At 71.8% G+C, this 17611-nt stretch carries 19 protein-coding genes; 9 read left to right on the top strand and 10 right to left on the bottom strand.

What is annotated here, in order from left to right; genetic code table 11:
- Nucleotides 1-12: 12 nt before the first annotated feature.
- Complete coding sequence (locus QQ657_RS34530) at nucleotides 13-828, bottom strand: S1 family peptidase (protein ID WP_284746502.1); 816 nt, start codon at nucleotides 826-828, stop codon at nucleotides 13-15.
- 165 nt (nucleotides 829-993) lie between these two features.
- Between QQ657_RS34530 and QQ657_RS34525 the strand changes: the two genes are divergently transcribed.
- Both QQ657_RS34525 and QQ657_RS34520 read left to right on the top strand, forming a co-directional pair.
- Entirely contained in the window at nucleotides 994-1866 is an 873-nt protein-coding gene (locus QQ657_RS34525) for a M15 family metallopeptidase (RefSeq protein WP_284746501.1), read from the top strand.
- Between the two features lie 96 nt (nucleotides 1867-1962).
- Nucleotides 1963-3357 (top strand): mycothione reductase, encoded by a 1395-nt coding sequence (locus QQ657_RS34520; protein WP_284746500.1) that lies wholly within the window; start codon nucleotides 1963-1965, stop codon nucleotides 3355-3357.
- A gap of 60 nt (nucleotides 3358-3417) precedes the next feature.
- On the opposite strand, the gene QQ657_RS34515 is transcribed toward QQ657_RS34520, so the two are convergent.
- From QQ657_RS34515 to QQ657_RS34505, 3 genes are all read right to left on the bottom strand, one after another.
- The gene (locus QQ657_RS34515; protein WP_284746499.1) at nucleotides 3418-5226 is read right to left on the bottom strand and encodes a proprotein convertase P-domain-containing protein; all 1809 of its coding nucleotides are present in this window, start codon (nucleotides 5224-5226) and stop codon (nucleotides 3418-3420) included.
- 85 nt (nucleotides 5227-5311) lie between these two features.
- Nucleotides 5312-6220: a helix-turn-helix domain-containing protein gene (locus QQ657_RS34510; protein ID WP_284746498.1), complete on the bottom strand. Its 909-nt coding sequence runs from the start codon at nucleotides 6218-6220 to the stop codon at nucleotides 5312-5314.
- 52 nt (nucleotides 6221-6272) lie between these two features.
- Nucleotides 6273-7502, bottom strand: coding sequence for a CynX/NimT family MFS transporter (locus QQ657_RS34505; protein WP_284746497.1), 1230 nt, complete (start codon nucleotides 7500-7502; stop codon nucleotides 6273-6275).
- Between the two features lie 49 nt (nucleotides 7503-7551).
- Between QQ657_RS34505 and QQ657_RS34500 the strand changes: the two genes are divergently transcribed.
- From QQ657_RS34500 to QQ657_RS34480, 5 genes are all read left to right on the top strand, one after another.
- Entirely contained in the window at nucleotides 7552-8235 is a 684-nt protein-coding gene (locus QQ657_RS34500; RefSeq protein ID WP_284746496.1) for a FadR/GntR family transcriptional regulator, read from the top strand.
- A 92-nt stretch (nucleotides 8236-8327) separates the two neighbouring features.
- Complete coding sequence (locus QQ657_RS34495; protein WP_284746495.1) at nucleotides 8328-8816, top strand: toxin-antitoxin system HicB family antitoxin; 489 nt, start codon at nucleotides 8328-8330, stop codon at nucleotides 8814-8816.
- A gap of 71 nt (nucleotides 8817-8887) precedes the next feature.
- Complete coding sequence (locus tag QQ657_RS34490; RefSeq protein WP_284746494.1) at nucleotides 8888-9730, top strand: DUF4097 family beta strand repeat-containing protein; 843 nt, start codon at nucleotides 8888-8890, stop codon at nucleotides 9728-9730.
- A gap of 25 nt (nucleotides 9731-9755) precedes the next feature.
- A complete protein-coding gene (locus QQ657_RS34485) occupies nucleotides 9756-10721 on the top strand; it encodes an ATP-binding cassette domain-containing protein (RefSeq protein ID WP_284746493.1) in 966 nt (321 codons plus the stop codon).
- The gene (locus QQ657_RS34480) at nucleotides 10721-11524 is read left to right on the top strand and encodes an ABC transporter permease (RefSeq protein ID WP_284746492.1); all 804 of its coding nucleotides are present in this window, start codon (nucleotides 10721-10723) and stop codon (nucleotides 11522-11524) included. The genes QQ657_RS34485 and QQ657_RS34480 overlap by 1 nt, the downstream gene beginning before the upstream one ends.
- A 1-nt stretch (nucleotide 11525) precedes the next feature.
- Here QQ657_RS34480 and map read toward each other — a convergent pair whose 3' ends face one another.
- The 3 genes from map to QQ657_RS34465 form a co-directional block, all read right to left on the bottom strand.
- On the bottom strand, nucleotides 11526-12383 hold the full coding sequence (gene map / locus QQ657_RS34475; RefSeq protein WP_284746491.1) for a type I methionyl aminopeptidase: 858 nt from the start codon (nucleotides 12381-12383) through the stop codon (nucleotides 11526-11528).
- A 23-nt stretch (nucleotides 12384-12406) separates the two neighbouring features.
- Nucleotides 12407-14197: a penicillin-binding transpeptidase domain-containing protein gene (locus QQ657_RS34470; RefSeq protein WP_284746490.1), complete on the bottom strand. Its 1791-nt coding sequence runs from the start codon at nucleotides 14195-14197 to the stop codon at nucleotides 12407-12409.
- Between the two features lie 62 nt (nucleotides 14198-14259).
- Complete coding sequence (locus QQ657_RS34465; protein ID WP_284746489.1) at nucleotides 14260-15114, bottom strand: GNAT family N-acetyltransferase; 855 nt, start codon at nucleotides 15112-15114, stop codon at nucleotides 14260-14262.
- A 100-nt stretch (nucleotides 15115-15214) separates the two neighbouring features.
- On the opposite strand from QQ657_RS34465, the gene QQ657_RS34460 reads away from it, so the two are divergent.
- Nucleotides 15215-15421 carry a DUF4177 domain-containing protein gene (locus QQ657_RS34460; protein WP_284746488.1) on the top strand — a complete coding sequence of 69 codons (207 nt, stop codon included), beginning with the start codon at nucleotides 15215-15217 and terminating at the stop codon, nucleotides 15419-15421.
- A 64-nt stretch (nucleotides 15422-15485) separates the two neighbouring features.
- On the opposite strand, the gene QQ657_RS34455 is transcribed toward QQ657_RS34460, so the two are convergent.
- The gene (locus QQ657_RS34455) at nucleotides 15486-15878 is read right to left on the bottom strand and encodes a VOC family protein (protein ID WP_284746487.1); all 393 of its coding nucleotides are present in this window, start codon (nucleotides 15876-15878) and stop codon (nucleotides 15486-15488) included.
- A complete protein-coding gene (locus QQ657_RS34450; RefSeq protein WP_284746486.1) occupies nucleotides 15875-16681 on the bottom strand; it encodes a helix-turn-helix domain-containing protein in 807 nt (268 codons plus the stop codon). Before QQ657_RS34450 ends, QQ657_RS34455 begins: the two co-directional genes overlap by 4 nt.
- 81 nt (nucleotides 16682-16762) lie before the next feature.
- Between QQ657_RS34450 and QQ657_RS34445 the strand changes: the two genes are divergently transcribed.
- Nucleotides 16763-17017, top strand: a complete 255-nt coding sequence (locus tag QQ657_RS34445; protein WP_155545387.1) for a hypothetical protein — start codon at nucleotides 16763-16765, stop codon at nucleotides 17015-17017.
- Here the strand turns inward: QQ657_RS34445 and QQ657_RS34440 are convergent.
- Nucleotides 17006-17596 carry a class I SAM-dependent methyltransferase gene (locus QQ657_RS34440; RefSeq protein ID WP_284746485.1) on the bottom strand — a complete coding sequence of 197 codons (591 nt, stop codon included), beginning with the start codon at nucleotides 17594-17596 and terminating at the stop codon, nucleotides 17006-17008. The two genes, QQ657_RS34445 and QQ657_RS34440, sit on opposite strands and share 12 nt — an antisense overlap.
- Between the last annotated feature and the right edge of the window lie 15 nt (nucleotides 17597-17611).

Here is a 17611-nt window from a genome sequence, read left to right as displayed (position 1 = left end):
TGCCTATCACGCTCAGCCGAAGATGCGCGGCTTGGCCTGGGCCTCGATGTCGTCCGTGTACGCCGAAACGCGCGTGTAGACGCCCGGCTTGCCCGCCTTGCCGCAGCCGTCGCCGAAGGACACGATCCCGATCAGCGTGTCGCCCACGACGAGCGGGCCGCCGGAGTCGCCCTGGCACGCGTCGATACCGCCTTCCGCGTACCCCGCGCAGACCATGGTCTTCTGGTCGTACACGGAGTAGTCGGAGCGGCAGGAGCTGTCGGACACCAGCGGGACCTGGGCGCTGCGCAGGTAGTCGGACCGGTCGCCGCCGTCGGCGACGCGGCCCCAGCCGAGCACCGTCGCCTTGGTGCCTTCGCGGTACGAAGCCGCGTCATCGGTGCCGGGCAGCTTCGCGGGCCGGTAGTCGAGCTGGCCGCGGACGGTCAGGACCGCGATGTCGTCGCCCTGGGTCGGGTCGTTGTAGCCCTTGCTGATCCAGACCTTCGAGACGCTCAGCACGTCACCCTCGTCGGTGCGCTTGTCCTCCCGGCCGGCCACGACGCGGACGCTCTGCTTGTCGACCGCCTTGGCGCAGTGCGCCGCCGTCGCGACCGCCGTCGAGCTGACGATCACCGCGCCGCAGAACTGGTTTCCGCCCGAGTCGGTCAGGTACACCGCGTACGGGTGGTCCGAAAGGGACGCCTTGTCGCCGCCCACGATCCGCGGCTGGTTGGCGGACGCCGGGTCCGCCGACGCCGTGCCGACCACGACCGGGATGGCCACCGCGGCGACCGCGAGGAACGCGCCGCTCGCGAGCAGCAGGGATCGGCGGGACTTCACGGACATGGGTCGTTCCCCTCTTCGAACAGCAAAAGTCAAAGCGCTCGGCACCCGGATGACTCCGGTGCGTGAACGAGCGGCGCTGAATACCCTAATCGGAGTGGGCCCGAAACGGTGTCACTGAAACGGGTGGACTCCGCGCTCACCGAACGCTTCTGTCAGGCTGGAGGAATGCGACGGACGGCGACGGCGGTGTGCGGGACGGCTCTGGCCCTCACGCTGGGCGCCTGCACGTCGGAAGTCCCGCCGGCCCCGCGTCCGGTGGCCGCGACGCCCGCCCCGACCGCGGTGGCCAAACCCCCCGCCCCGGTGACGTCGGCGCCGCCGGCGACGTCGAGCGCGCCCACCGTCACCTGGCAGGTGGGTGCCCACCCCCTCCCCGTCGGCCCCGGCGGCTTCGGAGAGATCGAGCCGACGCCACCCGAACTGGTGAACCGGGCACTTCCGACAAAAGACGTCCTCCCGCCACCGGCCGACGGCCGGTACCACGCGACCGTCAGCGCGGTGCCCGCAGACGTCCTCGCCCGCAGCACCTGGCAGCCCGCCTGCCCGGTCAAGGCCGCCGACCTGCGCTACCTGACGATGTCCTTCCGGGGCTTCGACGGCCGCGCGCACACCGGCGAAATGCTGGTCAACGCGAAGGGCGCCGCCGGGATCACCCAGGTCTTCGGGCAGCTCTTCGCCGCGGGCTTCCCCCTGGAAGAGATGCGAGTGACCGGCCCGGCCGAGCTGACCGCGCCGCCGACCGGCGACGGCAACAGCACCAGCGCGTTCGTCTGCCGCCCGGCGCGCGGGCAGACGTCCTGGTCGGCGCACGCGTACGGGCTCGCGGTGGACGTCAACCCGTTCTGCAACCCCTACACCCAGGGCAAGCTCGTGCTGCCCGAGCTGGCTTCGGCCTACCTCGACCGGTCGAACCGCCGGCCGGGCATGGTCCTGGCGGGCGACGCGACCGTGCGCGCGTTCGCCGCGATCGGCTGGAGCTGGGGCGGCGCGTGGACCAGCCCGAAGGACCGGATGCACTTCACCGGCAACGGCCACTGAGCACGTAATACGACGTTGAGCACAGGCGGGAACACCCGCTCTTCGCAGGCGGTTGGCTAGGGTGAATCGACCGGAACCGACCCCGCGGAGGATGCAGTGCCCCACTACGACCTGGTGATCGTCGGGACGGGATCGGGGAACTCCATCCTCGGGCCCGGTTTCGCCGGCAAGAAGACGGCGATCGTGGAGAAGGGCACCTTCGGTGGCACCTGCCTGAACGTCGGCTGCATCCCGACGAAGATGTTCGTCTACGCCGCCGACGTCGCGTACACGCCTTCGCACAGCGCGAAGTACGGAGTCGACGAAGAGCTGAAGGGCGTCCGCTGGCGCGACATCCGCGACCGCATCTTCGGCCGCATCGACCCCATCGCCGCCGGCGGCGCGGAATACCGCCGCAGCCACGAGGACAACGCGAACGTCGATGTCTACGAGGGCACCGGCCGCTTCACCGGGCACAAGGAACTGCGCGTCAGCTTCCCCGACGGCCGCCCCGACGAGGTGCTGACCGCCGACAAGTTCGTGCTCGCCGCCGGCGGGCGCCCGGTCATCCCGGACATCGCCGGTCTGGACACAGTCGACTACCACACCTCCGACACGGTGATGCGGCTCGACGAGCTGCCCGAGCGGATCGTCATCCTCGGCGGCGGGTACATCGCGGCCGAGTTCGCGCACGTCTTCGCGTCCTTCGGCGTGCAGGTCACGCTCGTCAACCGCTCGGCGCGGCTGCTGCGCTCGGAGGACGAGGACGTCAGCGCGCGCTTCACCGAGCTGGCTTCGGAACGCTTCGACGTCCGCCTGGAGCGCAAGACCGTCCGCGCGCGCAAGACCGGCAACGGCGTCGCGCTCGACCTCGAAGGCCCGCAGGGCGCCGAGACGGTCGAGGCCGACCTGCTGCTGATCGCCACCGGCCGGAAGCCGAACTCCGACCTCCTCGACGTCGCCGCCACCGGAGTGACCACAATGGACAGTGGGCACGTCGTCGTGGACGACTACCAGGAGACCGCGGTCGAAGGCATCTACGCGCTCGGCGACCTTTCCTCGCCGCACGAGCTGAAGCACGTCGCGAACCACGAAGCCCGCGTGGTGCAGCACAACCTGCTGCACCCGGACGAGCGGATCACCGCCGACCACCGGTTCGTGCCGCACGCCGTGTTCACCCACCCGCAGGTCGCGTCGGTCGGGCTCACCGAGCAGAAGGCGCGCGACAAGGGCGTCTCCTACGTGACCTCGAAGCAGGACTACGCCGGGATCGCGTACGGCTGGGCGATGGAGGACACGACGGGCTTCGCGAAGCTCCTGGCCGACCCGGCGACCGGCAAGCTGCTCGGCGCGCACATCATCGGGCCGCAGGCGTCGAGCGTCATCCAGCCGCTGATCCAGGCGATGAGCTTCGGCCTCGACGCGCACTCGATGGCGCGCGGGCAGTACTGGATCCACCCGGCGATGCCGGAGCTGATCGAGAACGCCCTGCTCAACCTGCCCCTGGACTGAGTCGTTCCATGAGGGGCACCTTCATGGCGTTTAAGTCCATGAAGGTGCCCCTCATGACTTTCAGAGGGTGATCGACCAGGTGTCGAGGGTGCCGGTGTCGCCGGGCCCGTAGTCGGTCACGCGCAGCTGCCACTTGCCGGACGCGGGCGAGGCGACGGCCGGGACGCTGAACGTCCGCGCGCCGCTCCACGGCGTGCAGGTGCTGCCGCCGCTGTACTTGAGCGCGTACGCCTTGCCCTTCGGGTCGAGCAGCGTGACGCCGAGGTCTTCGGCGCACGTGTGCCGGATGGTCAGCGAGATGCCGATCGTGGCGGCCGCGCTGCCGGTGAGCGTCGAGGTGACCGGGCTGAACACCTGCTGGTAGTCACGGATCGCGTAGTCGGTGTCGTTGGTCAAGGTCCGGCCGCCGCCGCCCGCCTGGGTGCGCGCGGACACCGCCGCGCTCGCCGGCGACGCGTTCCCGGCCGCATCACGAGCCTTGACCGTGAAGGTGTAGGCCGTGTCCGGGTTCAGGCCGCCGACCGTGGCGCTGGTCCCCGCGACGCTCGTGGCGAGCGCGGAGCCGTTGTAGACGTCGTAACCGGTGACGCCGACGTTGTCCGTCGAGGCGTCCCACGCGAGCGAGACGCTGTTCGACGTCGTGCCGGTGGAACGCGGGTTGCCGGGCGCGCTCGGCGCCGTCGTGTCCCCCGTGCCGCCGCTCGTGACGAGGGTGAGCTGCCACTTGTTCAGCGCCTCGACGACCGGCTGGAACAGGGACATGTCGCCGTCACTCGGGTTGTCGACGCACTGCGACGGGCCGCCGTCGTGCAGGCCGGTGGCCTTGTCGCCGAGCAGCCAGCCGCCGCCCGAGTCGCCGCCGAGGGAGCACGCCGTCGTCCAGGTCAGGTCGTCGATGACCAGGCCGCCGCCGTAGTCGACGGACTTGTGCGTGTACTTGACCTCGCCGCACTGCCAGTGCGAAGTGTTGCCGGAGTGGCAGACGCGGTCGCCGACCATCGCCTCGGCCGCACCGGTCAGCGTGACCGCCGGCTGACCCCAGGTGTTGACCGACGCCGACAGGTTCCAGCCCGCTTCCGTCACCGCGACGACGCCCATGTCGCCTTCGCGGGCGTTGACGCTGTGCGTGCCGCCGACGTTCGACGTGCCGAGCTTGTTCTGCTGACCCGAAGCGCCGTACGCGGCCTGGTCGCGGTCGTTCGTGCAGTGCCCCGCCGTCAGGAAGTGCTTGGCACCACCGGAATCCGTCACCGGGAAGCCGACCGAACAGTTGCTCTCGCTGCCCGGCCACCACGGGTTGCCGGTCTGGATCGTGCCCGACTGCTGCCGCGGCGACGTCGTCGTCTCGGTGATCCGGACGCCGAGATCCCTGACGCGGGAAAGGAAACTGTCGGTTTCCGCGGTCTTCTTCGTCCGGTCGACGTTCACGCCGACGTCGTTGCCGCGGACGTCGACACCCCAGCCGTAGACGCCGGGCACGCCCTTCCCGACCAGGGCGCGGACGGCCGCGTCGGTGCGGTCCAGGTCGGCCTGACCGCGAGCGACCACCTGAGCCGCGGCCCCGGCGGCGCGGGCCTGGCCGGCGGCGGCCTGCGTGGTGACGGCGACGGTCAGCTTGCCCGTGGCCGCGTCGAACCACTGCCCAGCCGACTGTTCGCGCACCGAGACGGGCAGGGCCGCGGCCAGCCGGTGCGCGTCGTCCTGGGCGGTGAGCTGGGCTCGCGCCTGGTCCGCGGTCAGCCCGAAGGCCGCGGCCACGCCGTCGACCTCGGCCTGGGGATGGGACGGCGTGGCCGCTTCGGCGGGCGCCAAGCCCAGTCCGAGCGCGGCCAGCGCGGCCACGCTCGCGACGGAAACGATCCTGCGCATGCTTTTCTCCTCGACTCGGGGAGTGGAATGCGCAAACGGTAGATCGCGGGAAACACCGAATTGAAGATCCGCACGGCCTTAACAGTTAACTGGCGGGCCATTCCCATTCGAAGCCGTACCGGCCGGGCCCGAAGTTGAGCGCGACGCCGTGCACCGCACCGGAGTCCGGGATGACGTCGGTGTATTCACCCGGCCGTCCGTCGTGCTCGGCGAACCGGCGGCACACCGCGGGAACGGCGGCCGGGTCGAACCGGATTTCGACCACGTATTCGCGGACCGGGAGCCGGAACTTCCGTTCGTAGTTCGTGGCCAGCGGGTGCGGCGCGCGGTTCACGAGCGTGTGCTCGGTGATCACCGTTTCGCCGCGCACGAGCGGCCGGCCGAAGAGCAGTTCGACGACGAGGAGGCCGTCTTCCGGTTTGTGCACGCTGCGCCCGGCCCGGCAGCCCCGCAGCGACCGCACCTCGGGCAGCGGCCGGTCGTGCTCGTCGAGGTGCAGGATGACCACCCACCGGTCCGGGCCGTCCGCTTCGGCCCGCAGCACCTGCCGCGAATGGAATTCCAGCTCTTCCCGGTCCGGCCCGACCGTGACGACGTCGTGCTGGCTGATCCGCGTCAGCCGCTCGTCCCATCGGGTGTCCACATCGGACACCGCGGCGTCGATGCGCCCGCCGTCCGGCCAGAACCGGCCGATCTCGGCGGCAGTGGACCGCCGCGGCCGCGCCGAGCCGAGCAGCGCGACGAGCGAACCCGGCGGCACGTCGAGGACGACTTCGAGCTGTCGCACGCCGCGCACCGAGTCCCGCCGCTGCGGCCGGCTGCGCCCGGACTGCCAGTAGCTCAGCGTCGCCGTCGTGACCGAGACGCCGCGGGCGTGCAGGTGTTCGCGCAGGCGATCGAGGCTCAGGCCGCGGACACGGATCGCCGCGCGCAGGGCCGCGTCGAACGGGCCCACGCGCAGCAACGTCCCGAGGTCCGGCGACGGCACGGCCATCCGGTGATCTTAAGCGGCGCGGACCGGACGAACGCCCGTTAACTGTTAAGAATCAGACGAACCGCCGGCGGCCGGCGAGCGCGCCGAACACCATCTGGACGAGCAGCAGGCCCAGGAGCATCGCCAGGGGAACCTGCCAGCCACCCGCGACGTCGTGCAGCAGGCCGAACAGGAACGGCCCGAGCGCGGCGAAGAGGTAGCCGAAGCCCTGCGCCATGCCGGACAGCCGGGCGGTGTCGGCACCGGTCCGGGCCCGCAGCGCGATCACCGTCAGGGCGAGGGAGAAGACGCTCATCCCGAGCCCGACCAGCAGGCTCCACACCAGCGGCGACCACGACGGCGCGAGCATCAGCCCGGTCGTCCCGGCGAAGCCGAACACGCCGAGGGTGATGATCCACAAGCCTTGGCCGCGCTGGCGGGCGGCCATCGGCGCGACGACCAGGCTGATCGGCACGGCGATCAGCGAGACCAGGCCGAACAGCAGGCCGGCCTGGTCGCGCGGCACCCCGGCGTCCATCAGCACCTGCGGGAACCAGCCCATCGCGGCGTAGGCGTAGAAGGCCTGCAGGCCGAAGAAGATCGTGACGATCCAGGCGAGCCGGTTGCGCAGCAGCGAGCGGCCGGCGTCGGCGGCGTCGGCGTGACGCGGTGCCCGGCCGGTGCCGCGGGCTGCGAGAATCCACGCCAGCAGCGCGACGACGGCCACCACGGCCCAGGCGCCCAGAGCCGGGCGCCAGCCGCCGAACGCGTCGCCGAGCTGCGGGGTCACCGCCGACCCGAGGGCGCCGCCGCCCTGCAGGGCCGCGGTGTAGACGCCGGTCATGACGCCGATGCGGGCCGGGAAGGAGTCCTTGATGACCACCGGGATGAGCACGTTGATCAGGGCGATCCCGGCGGTCGCGACGAGCGTCCCGCCGAGCACCACGGCCGGGCCGTCGAGCACGCGCAGCACGAGCCCGGCCGCGAGCGCGGAGAGCGCGATCGCGATGGCGGCGCCGACCCCGGCCCGGCGGGCCAGCAGCGGCGCGGCCAGCCCGGCGCCGGCGAAGCAGAGCGTCGGCAACGTCGTGAGCACGCCCGCCCAGACCACGGAGGTCCCCAGGTCGGCGCGCATTTCGGCGAGCATGGGCCCGACCCCGGTGATGGCCGGGCGGAGGTTGAGGGCGGTGAGCACCACCGCGACCGCGAGCAGTGCGCCGGCGGTGACCACGCCGGGCGTCCGGATCTCCACGGCGCCGTCCAGCTCGGGTTCCAGGGCGGATTCACGGTGTTCGACGCGCATGACCGCTACTATCGCATACGTAGGATGATTGGATGAAGGGATAATTCCTGTGCCACTGGCCACCACCCGGCGGACCGGCCTGGTCGACCAGGTCATCGAGCAGCTGCGGGCCGCGGTCACGCAGGGCGAATGGCCCCTCGGCGAACGCATCCCCACCGAGGTCGAGCTCGGCGAACAGCTTGGCGTCGGACGCAACACCATCCGCGAGGCCGTACGCGCGCTGGCGCACACGGGCCTGCTCGAAGTCCGCCAGGGCGACGGCACCTACGTGCGCGCCACCAGCGAGGTGTCCGGCGCGATCCGCCGGCTCTGCGGCTCGGAGCTGCGCGAGGTCCTGCAGGTCCGGCGCACCCTCGAAGCCGAAGGCGCCCGGCTCGCCGCGTTGTCGCGCACCGAGGAGGAGGTCGCGGAGCTGTGGTCGCTGCTGGCCCGCCGCGAGACGGAGCTGCGCGAGCGACGCTGGGAGGACTTCGCGCACACCGATGCCGAGTTCCACACGGCGGTGGTGCGCGCCGGGCACAACGGCCTGCTCACCGAGCTGCACCGCGGGCTGACCGAGGTGATCACGGCGAGCGTCGCGGCGACGTCGAGCATCACGCCGGGCGTGGACCACGTGCCGGAGATCGGCCACGAAGGCCTGGCCGAGGCGATCGCCGAGCGTGATCCCGACCGGGCCGCCGCCGAGGCCTGCGGGTTCCTGGACGAGCTCCTGGAGCGCGTCGAACGCTCCTGAACTGCGGCTTTGTCACCTGTGGCACCACTTTCGACCCTTAAGGGTGCCAATTCAGGGTTGTCGTGGTGCCACGGCGGTGCCACAGTAGTGCCATGGACCTGACGCCCTTCGTGGACGAACTCCGCCGGGAGCTCGCGGTCGCCGCCGAAGCGGCGGGCGAGGAAGCCGTCGCCCTCGCCGAGCGGCTCACCGCGCCGCTCGAATCGGCGATCCGGCTCACCCTGCTCGACGCGCTTTCGGCCGCGGCCGACGAGATCACCCGCGACCTCGCGCCCGGCTCCGTCGAAGTACGCCTTCGCCGCCGTGAGGCCGAGTTCGCCGTTTCCTTGCCCACCACACCCGAACCGGCGCCCGCCGAAGCGCCGCCTCCGCCCGAGCCCGACGACGGCGCGGTCGCGCGGATCAACCTGCGCCTGCCCGAGCAGCTCAAGCAGCGCGTCGAAGAAGCCGCCGGCCGGGACCGGGTCTCCATCAACGCCTGGCTCGTCCGGGCCGCGAACAGCGCGCTCGGCCCCGGCAAGTCCCAGTCGTCCCAGCGCCGCTCGGCCTTCGGCGAGAAGTACACCGGCTGGGTTCAGTAACTCCCCCTCTCTTTTCCTGCACGTCTCCGACCTGCGGAGACGCCACCCGAGCACCCCAGGAGGGCGCAGCCATGCCTGTTTTCCCCACTCCCGAGCCGATCACGGCCACGATCGACGTGAGCGTCGCGGACGTCCGGATCGTCGCCGGGGAGCGCGCGGAGACCACCGTCGAGGTCACCCCAGCCGACCCGGGCGACAACGAGGACGTCAAGGCCGCGGCCCGGACCCGCGTCGAGTTCGCCCACGGCGAGCTGCTGGTCAAGGGCCCGAAGTACGTCACCAAGCTCTGGGGCAAGGCCGGTGCCCTGCACATCACGGTCGAGCTGCCGGCCGGCTCGCGCATCCAGGGCACCGCCGCGATGGGTGACTTCCGCGTCGGCGGCCGCATCGGGAACAGCCGGTTCAAGACCTCCGTCGGCGACATCGACCTCGACGAAGCCGCGGCCGTCGAGGCGAGCACCGCCACCGGCGACGTCACCGTCGCCCGCGCCACCGGGCACGCCGAGTTCGGCACCGGCTCCGGCGAGCTGCGGATCCGCGAGATCGACGGCACCGCCGTGCTGAAGAACTCCAACGGCGAGACCCGCGTCGGCGAGGTGACCGGTGACCTGCGCGTCAGCGTCGCCAACGGCGACATCCTCGTCGACGTCGCCCACGCGGGCGTGCACGCCAAGACCGCGTCCGGCGACATCCGGATCGGCGAGGTCATGCGCGACCGGGTCGTGCTCGAAACCGCCGTCGGCGAGATCGAGGTCGGCATCCGCGAAGGCAGCGCCGCGTGGCTCGAGCTCAACTCCCTGACCGGCTCCGTGCGCAACACGCTCAGCGCCACCGACGGCCCCACCGGCAACACCGAGACCGTCGAGGTCAAGGCCCACACCTACACCGGCGACATCGTCATCCGCCGCGCCTGAAACTCCACACACAAAGGGGAAATCCATGTCGGACGCCATCGTGGCCGAGGGACTGGTCAAGAAATACGGGAAGGTCACCGCACTCGACGAGATGTCGTTGGCGGTACCGGAAGGCACGGTGCTCGGCGTGCTCGGGCCGAACGGCGCCGGGAAGACCACCACCGTCCAGATCCTCACGACCCTGCAGCAGCCGGACGCGGGCCACGCGACGGTCGCCGGGTTCGACGTCGTGAAGGACGCGCACGAGCTGCGTTCGCACATCGGCGCGTCGGGGCAGTACGCCGCCGTCGACCTCGAGCTGACCGGGGCCGAAAACCTCGAGATGGTCGGCAGGCTCTACCACCTGGGCACCAAGCGGGCCAAGGCGCGCGGCCGCGAACTGCTGGCCCGGTTCAGCCTGGGCGACGCCGCCGACCGCCCGGTCAAGGGCTACTCCGGCGGCATGCGCCGGCGGCTCGACCTGGCCGGCGCGCTGGTCGCGAACCCGCCGGTGCTGTTCCTCGACGAGCCCACGACCGGGCTCGACCCGCGGGCCCGCACCGAGCTCTGGGACGTCATCACCGAGCTGGTCGCCGGCGGCACCACGCTGCTGCTGACCACCCAGTACCTCGAAGAAGCCGACCGGCTGGCCGACAGCATCGCCGTCGTCGACCACGGGCGCGTGATCGCCCGCGGCACCGCCGACGAGCTCAAGGACCTCGTCGGCGGCGAGCGGATCGAGCTGACCGTCGGCACGCACGACGACGTCGCCGTCGCGCAGCGAGCGCTGGCCCGGCTCGCCAGCGGGGAGCCGCAGGCCGAAGGATTCCGGCTCACCGTGCCCGTGACCCACGGCGCGAAAGCGCTTACCGAAGCGCTGGCGCTGCTCGCGGTCGACGGCGTCGAAGTCCGCGACGTCGGCGTCCGCCGCCCCACCCTGGACGACGTTTTTCTCACTCTCACCGGCCACGACGTGGCCGACACCGCCGAAACCGCGAAGGAGGCCGTGTGATGAACGCGGTGCAGATGGCCGTCACCGACGGGGTGACCGTCGCCAAGCGCAACTCGATCAAGATCCTCCGGTCGATGGACCTGCTCGGGTCGATCGTGTTCATGCCGGTGATGTTCGTGCTGCTGTTCGGGTACGTGTTCGGCAGCGTGATCGACATCCCCGGGATCTCCTACCGTGAGTTCATGCTGCCGGGGATCTTCACGCTCGCGGTGGCGATGGGCAGCATCGTCACCGGCTACGGGCTGACCGACGACCTGCAGAAGGGCATCATCGACCGCTTCCGCTCGCTGCCGATGTCACCCGCCGCGGTGCTGATCGGGCGGACCACCGCCGACCTCATCCTCAACGTGACGAGCCTGCTCATCATGGGCATCGTCGGCCTGCTGGTCGGCTGGCGCGTCCACACCGGCGTGTTCGAGGTGCTGGGCGGCGTGCTCCTGCTGCTGGCCTTCGCCTACGCGCTGTCGTGGGTGATGGGGACGCTCGGCCTGGCCGTGCGCAAGCCCGAGGTGTTCAACAACGTCGCGAGCGTGGCGATCTTCCCGCTCACGTTCCTGGCCAACACGTTCGTCGACAGCGCGCGGCTGCCCACGCCGCTGCGGGTGATCGCGGACTGGAACCCGGTCTCGGCGATCACCCAGGCGGCCCGGGAGCTGTTCGGCAACACGAGCGCGGCGATGCCGGTGCACGACGTCTGGCCGATGCAGCACGCGGTGCTGGCGTCGGTGCTGTGGATCGTGGTGCTGCTGGTGGTCTTCGTGCCGCTTTCGGTGCGCTGCTACAAGAAGGCGACCAGCCACTGACTCAGGGCAGCGTGAGGATCTCGCTGCCGTCGGCCGTCACCACGAGGGTGTGCTCGAACTGGGCCGTCCACTTCTTGTCCTTCGTGGTGACGGTCCAGTCGTCGGCCCAGATGTCGTAGTCGATGGTGCCCAGGGTGATCATCGGCTCGATCGTGAAGGTCATGCCCTCCTCGATCACCGTGTCGACGGAGGGCTCTTCGTAGTGCAGGACCGTCGGGGGCGTGTGGAACGCCGGGCCGACGCCGTGGCCGGTGAAGTCGCGGACCACGCCGTAGCCGAAGCGCTTGGCGTAGGCCTCGATGACCCGGCCGATCACGTTGAGCTGCCGGCCCGGCCGGACCGCCTTGATCGCCCGCAGCGTCGCCTCGCGGGTGCGCTCCACCAGCAGGCGCGCCTCCTCGGAGACGTCGCCGGCCAGGAACGTCGCGTTCGTGTCGCCGTGGACGCCGCCGATGTAGGCCGTCACGTCGATGTTGCAGATGTCGCCGTCCTCGATCATCGTCGAGTCCGGGATGCCGTGGCAGATGACCTCGTTGAGCGAGGTGCAGCACGACTTCGGGAACCGGCGGTAGCCCAGCGTCGAGGGGTAGGCGTGGTGGTCGAGCAGGAACTCGTGCACCACCTTGTCGATGTCGTCGGTGGTGGCGCCCGGCTTGACGGCCTTGCCGCCCTCCTCCAGCGCCTGCGCCGCGATGCGGCTCGCGGTCCGCATCGCCTCGATCACCTCGGGCGTGCGCACGCCGCTGCCGGTGTCCCGCTTCGGCGCCGGCTTGTCCACGTACTCGGGACGGGCGATGGAAGTGGGGACGTCACGGCGCGGCGTCTGGACGCCGGGAACCAGCGGGGCACGAACGGACATGCCCCCACTTTACGACGGCCCGCTCAGCCGACCCCCGCCAGGAACCGGTGGGCGGCCTGCACCGCCGGTTTGGACGACCCGGCCTCGGTCAGCAGCACGGCGAACGCCAGGTCACCGCGGTAGCCGACGAACCAGCCGTGCGAGCGGGAGCCGTCGCCGAACTGGGCGGTGCCGGTCTTGCCCGCGACGTCGGGGATGTCCCGCAGCCCGGTCGCGGTGCCCGCGGTGACGACCTCGCGCATCATCCCGCGCAGCGCACTCAGGACCTCGTCGGACGGCGGGTCGCCGACGTTCTGCGTGGTCGCGGGCAGGCCCTTGACGATCGACGGCGTCGGCACCTTCCCCGCCTGCACCGTGGCCGCGGCCAGCGCCAGGCCGAACGGGCTGGTCACCACCGTGCCCTGGCCGAAGCCGTTCTCGGCGCGCTGGACGGCCGAGTCGCTGGCCGGGACGGCCCCGGTCACCGTGGTCAGGCCCGGGACGACGAAGTCCGCGCCGATCCCGAACGAGCGGGCGGCGTCGGTGAGCGCCGAGGACGGCAGCCCGGCGGCGAGCCGGGCGAAGGTCGTGTTGCACGAGCGCGCGAACGCCGTCGTCAACGGGACGCGGCCGAGGTCGAACCGGCCTTCGTTCGGGACGACGCGGTTCTCGATCGTCGTGGTGCCGGGGCAGTCGACCGGGCTGCCGGCGTCGACGTCGCCCGCCGACAGCGCGGCCGCCGCCGTCACGATCTTGAACGTCGAGCCCGGCGGGAAGCGGCCGGCCAGGGCCAGCGAGCCTTCGTCGTCGGCGGCCCGGTTCTGCGCCACCGCGAGGATGTCCCCGCTCGAGGGCTGGATCGCCACCAGTGCGGCCGGGTACGGCTCGGTGTCCAGGGCCTTCTCGGCGGCGGCCTGGATCCGCGCGCTGAGCGTGCTGGTGACCGCCGGCGACGGGCGCGGCGGCTCGGCCTTCAGTTCGGAGACCTCGCCGCCGGTGACGCCCCTGGTGACGATCCGCCAGCCCGCCGCCCCCGCCAGCTGCTGCTCGACCAGCGCGCGGATGCCGGGCAGGACCTGCTGCCCGGACCCGCGGGTGACCGGCAGCAGCCGCTCCTGGCTGACGAACCGGACGCCGGGCAGATCGTAGATCACCGGCTTGACCCGCTGGTAGTCGCCGGCACGCAGGCTGATCACCGGGTAGGCGTCGCCGGGCTTGGTCTTGCTCATCCCCTCCAGCACCGACCGGCCGGTGACCGACGGCTCGTAGCGGTGCAGCGCCTTCGCGAGCGAGCCGGCCACCGCGCTCGCGTTGCCCGTCTTCTGCGGGTCGACGGCCACCCCGACCACGGTCTGCGGGCGCATCAGCGGCACGCCGTCGCGGTCGAGGACCGGCGCGATCTCGGGCAGCTGCGGCAGCAGGCCGAGGGTCTGGCCGACGGCCAGCTGCGGGTGCACGACCGTCGGCTGCCAGTGCACCTGCCAGCCGTTCTCGGCGGCGCGCAGCAGGGCGTCGGCGCGGTAGGACCACGTGCGGCCCTGCGGCAGGTGCCAGGTGAGCTGGTAGCCGGCGGTAACGGTGTCGCCGTTCGGCTCCTTGACCTCTTCGTCGTCGACGTCGAGGGACTCGGGCTCGAGCACGCCGCGGATCTGGGACAGCACGCTCGTGGCCGCGGCCGGCGAGTCGGTGTTCGCGGCCGCGGCGGCGACGTCCCCGGACGCGAGGGCGTCGAGGAAGGCGGAGAGGGCGTCCTCGGGATCGTCACCCGAGCACCCGGCCGTGGTCGCGGCGACGAGCAGCAGCACCGCGAGGGCACGGTGTCGACGTGCACTCATGGCGGGATGATGCCTGGTCAGCGGGGGTGTCACGGCCTCGAAACGCCGCCACGGAAGAGTGGCTAGAACAGCACCGTCGCGTACTGGCCGACCTGCTGGAAGCCGATCTTCCGGTAGGCCGCGAGGGCGGGGGTGTTGAAGGCGTTGACGTAGAGGCTGGCGGTGCGGCCGAGCCCGCGCACGAGCCGGTTGACCACGGCGGCGGTACCGGCGGTGCCGAGGCCGTCGCCGCGGCGGTCCGGGTGCACCCAGACGCCCTGGATCTGCCCGACGGTCGCCGACATCGCGCCGATCTCGGCCTTGAACACGACTTCGCCGTTCTCGAACCGGGCGAACGCGCGCCCGGCGCCGATCAGCTCGGTGACGCGGGCGCGGTAGCTGGCGCCGCCGTCGCCGCTGCGCGGGTCGACACCCACCTCCTCGATGAACATCGCGACGGCCGCGGGCAGGTACCGCTCGAGCTCGTCCGGCCGGACGGGGCGGACCAGCGGGTCGGCCGCGACCAGCGGCGTCGCGTCGAGAGCCATCAGCGGCTGGTCGTCGCGGACCTCGCGGGCCGGGCCCCACTCGTCCTGGAGCTCGTCCCACAGGCCGAGGACCTGCTCGGCCGGGCCGACGAGCGACGAGCAGGTCCGCTGTCTCCGCAGCGCCCGATCGGCGAAGGAGCGCAGGGCGGGGGCGTTGCCGCGGAGCGGGATGAGGTTGGGCCCGGAAAAGCACAGGCCTTGCAGCCGACCGGCGCGGACCGGACGGCTGTCGGCGGCCCAGAGCTCACCACCGAGCCGCCACGGGTCGAGACCGGCAGCCTCGACCCGGGCGCTGACCATGCAGCTGCCCACCGGGTCGGCGGCGAGCGCGGCACGGACCGCCGGATAGTCCCGATCATCGAGCAGCCGTGCACCTGCAAGCCGCAACACGGAGTCCAGGGTGCCAGATTCCGCCGGTAAACGGAACGCGAGGTCGTCGACACGCTGGGATGAACGGCCCGTGTCGTGGTTCGCGAGGAGAATGGGCCGTATGCAGCGGTATACGTACAAGGTCGTCGAGGTCCGGGAGAAGATGATCGGCGGCAAGATGTCGGGCGGCAAGCTCGAGAAACTGCTCAACGACCACGCCGTCGACGGGTGGCAGCTGAAGGCGATCACCTCGGCGGAGGTGAAGGGCCGCGTCGGGCCCGGCGGGGTCGACGGGCTGCTGGTGACGTTCGAGCGGCCGGTGCAGTAGCCGGCTCCCGCTTCGCCGCCGGCCGGGGAGGTCATGAATGGCTCGTTCATGACCTCCGGGCGGGTCAGGGTGCGCCGCGGTAGGTGCCGATCGTCCAGGCGTTGCCCTCCGGGTCGCGGAGGCTGAAGGTGTGCGAGCCGTACTCCGTGTCGGTCGGTTCGGCCGTGATCTCCGCGCCCGCCTCCTTCGCCCGCGCGTGGATCTCGTCGACCTTGTCCGACACCACGTACACCGCGCCGGTGCCGGGCTTCATCGCGTCGTGGATCCCGTCCGGCGGGCGGACGCTGCCCAGCATCACCGCGCCGCCCTCGGGCCAGCGCAGCTCCGCGTGCGCGATCAAGTCGCCTTCGGGCACCACCAGTGCTTCGGTGAAGCCCAGGACGTCGACGAGGAAACGGACGGCCGCCGGGGCGTCGTCGTAGCGCAGGGCGGGCCAGACGTTCGGTTCAGGAGTCATGCCCGCGAGTCTTGCCCCGCCGCCACCTCCTCGTCTTGGAGGAACGGGAGCTCCTCGGCGATCCACGTGCCCGGCGTGCACCCGGCCAGCGCCCGCCACTCGTTGGTCAGGTGCGCCTGGTCGTAGTACCCGCATTCGACGGCCAGCGCGGCCAGGTCCGCGTGACCCTGCCGCAGCAGCCGCCCGGCCCGCTCGAACCGCAGCACCCGCGCCGCCTGCTTCGGTGCCAGGCCCAGCTCCGCCCGGAACCGCTCCCCCAGGTGACGGCGGCTCCAGCCGACCTCGCCGGCCAGCTCCGTGACGCGGACCTGCCCGTCGGCGCCCCGCATCCGGCGCCAGGCCTCCCCCAGCTCGGGCGGTGGTGCCACCGGCTCGACCGCCCGGGCGGCCAGCACGTCGTCGAGCAGCGCGAACCGCTCGTGCCAGGTCGGCAGCTCCCGCAGCCGGTTTGGCAGTGAGCCGAGGCCGAACTCAGCCAGGTCGTGCACCTCGCCGCCGAGCTCCGCCGCTGTGACGCCGAACAGCGTCCGCACGCCCAGCGGGTCGAGCTCCAGCTGCAGCCCTTCCTGGCGGCGGTCCTGCCGGATCAGCACCGCGCGCGTGTGCAGCCCGCCGACGAGCGCCTGCAGGCTGTGCCCGGCCATCCGGACCGGACCGGCCAGGCTGATGACCAGCGTCACATGCCGGGACGGCAGGCCGCGGTGGACCGGCAGCGTGACGTCGTCCTGCGCGTACCCGACATAGCGCGTGACCAGGGGCCGCACCACGGGGTGCGGCTGGTGGACAGCCCAGGTCACGCTCACGAATACCAGCGTAAACGTCACCACCGACAGTTCCGGTTCTGCTAACACGGAGGATGCGTCCCCCCGCGGAAGGAACCACCGATGACGATCCAGGAGCAGGCGCAGCAGCTGGAGCTGCTCGCCGACCAGGTGCCCACCGGCATCGCGCTCGCCACCAAGAGCGACCTCGAAGACCTGCAGGCGCAGGTGCTCGGCCTGCTCGGCGAAACCTCGACCGCGACCGCGATCCAGGGCTCGATCCAGCTGGCGTCGCAGCAGATCGACGAGGTCGCCGCCGCGCTGGAGAACGTCCGCCTGCAGATCCGCGACGCCGCCCAGCACCACCTACAGGGCTGACTCGTAGTACGAGTGGACCGCCGGCTGGCCCGTGTAGTTGGGGCCGGCCCGGTCGTCGGCGCCGAGGTAGCGGAACGGCAGTGCGCCGTCGAACCGGCCGGTGCACCGGATCCGCCGCGCCCGTGGGGCGTAGGCGAAACCCGCCTCACGCAACGCCGGGAGGACCCGGCGCGCGCCGCCCGGCAGCCGGACGCCGGCGACGTCGAAGTTCGCCACGAACACCCCGCCGTCGCTCAGCCACGACGCCGCCCGGCGCAGCGCGCCGAGCTTGTCGCCGACGTAGTGCAGCCCGTGCACACAGGTGATGAGGTCGAAGGCGCCGTCGGGCTCCCACGCCGTGATCGACGCAGTTTCGAACCGCACGGGCCCGGCCGCCGCGAAGTACCCGACCAGGTCGACGCCGGTGATGTCCAGGTCCGGCCGGGCCGCGGCCGCGTCGAGGAGCGCACGTCCGCTGCCGCAGCACAGGTCGAGCCAGCGCGCGCCCGGCGGCAGGCCCAGGATGTCGAACCCGAGGACCCGCGAGTAGCCGTCGCGGCCGGCCAGCCGCCGCTCGCGGTTCATCGCGACGTTGGCCACGACGGACGAGGCCTC

This window comes from Amycolatopsis ponsaeliensis (assembly GCF_030182635.1).
In the GTDB taxonomy this organism is placed as follows: domain Bacteria; phylum Actinomycetota; class Actinomycetes; order Mycobacteriales; family Pseudonocardiaceae; genus Amycolatopsis; species Amycolatopsis ponsaeliensis.
The sequence above is the reverse complement of the archived record's forward strand: the minus strand, read 5'-3'. Positions and strand labels throughout refer to the sequence as shown.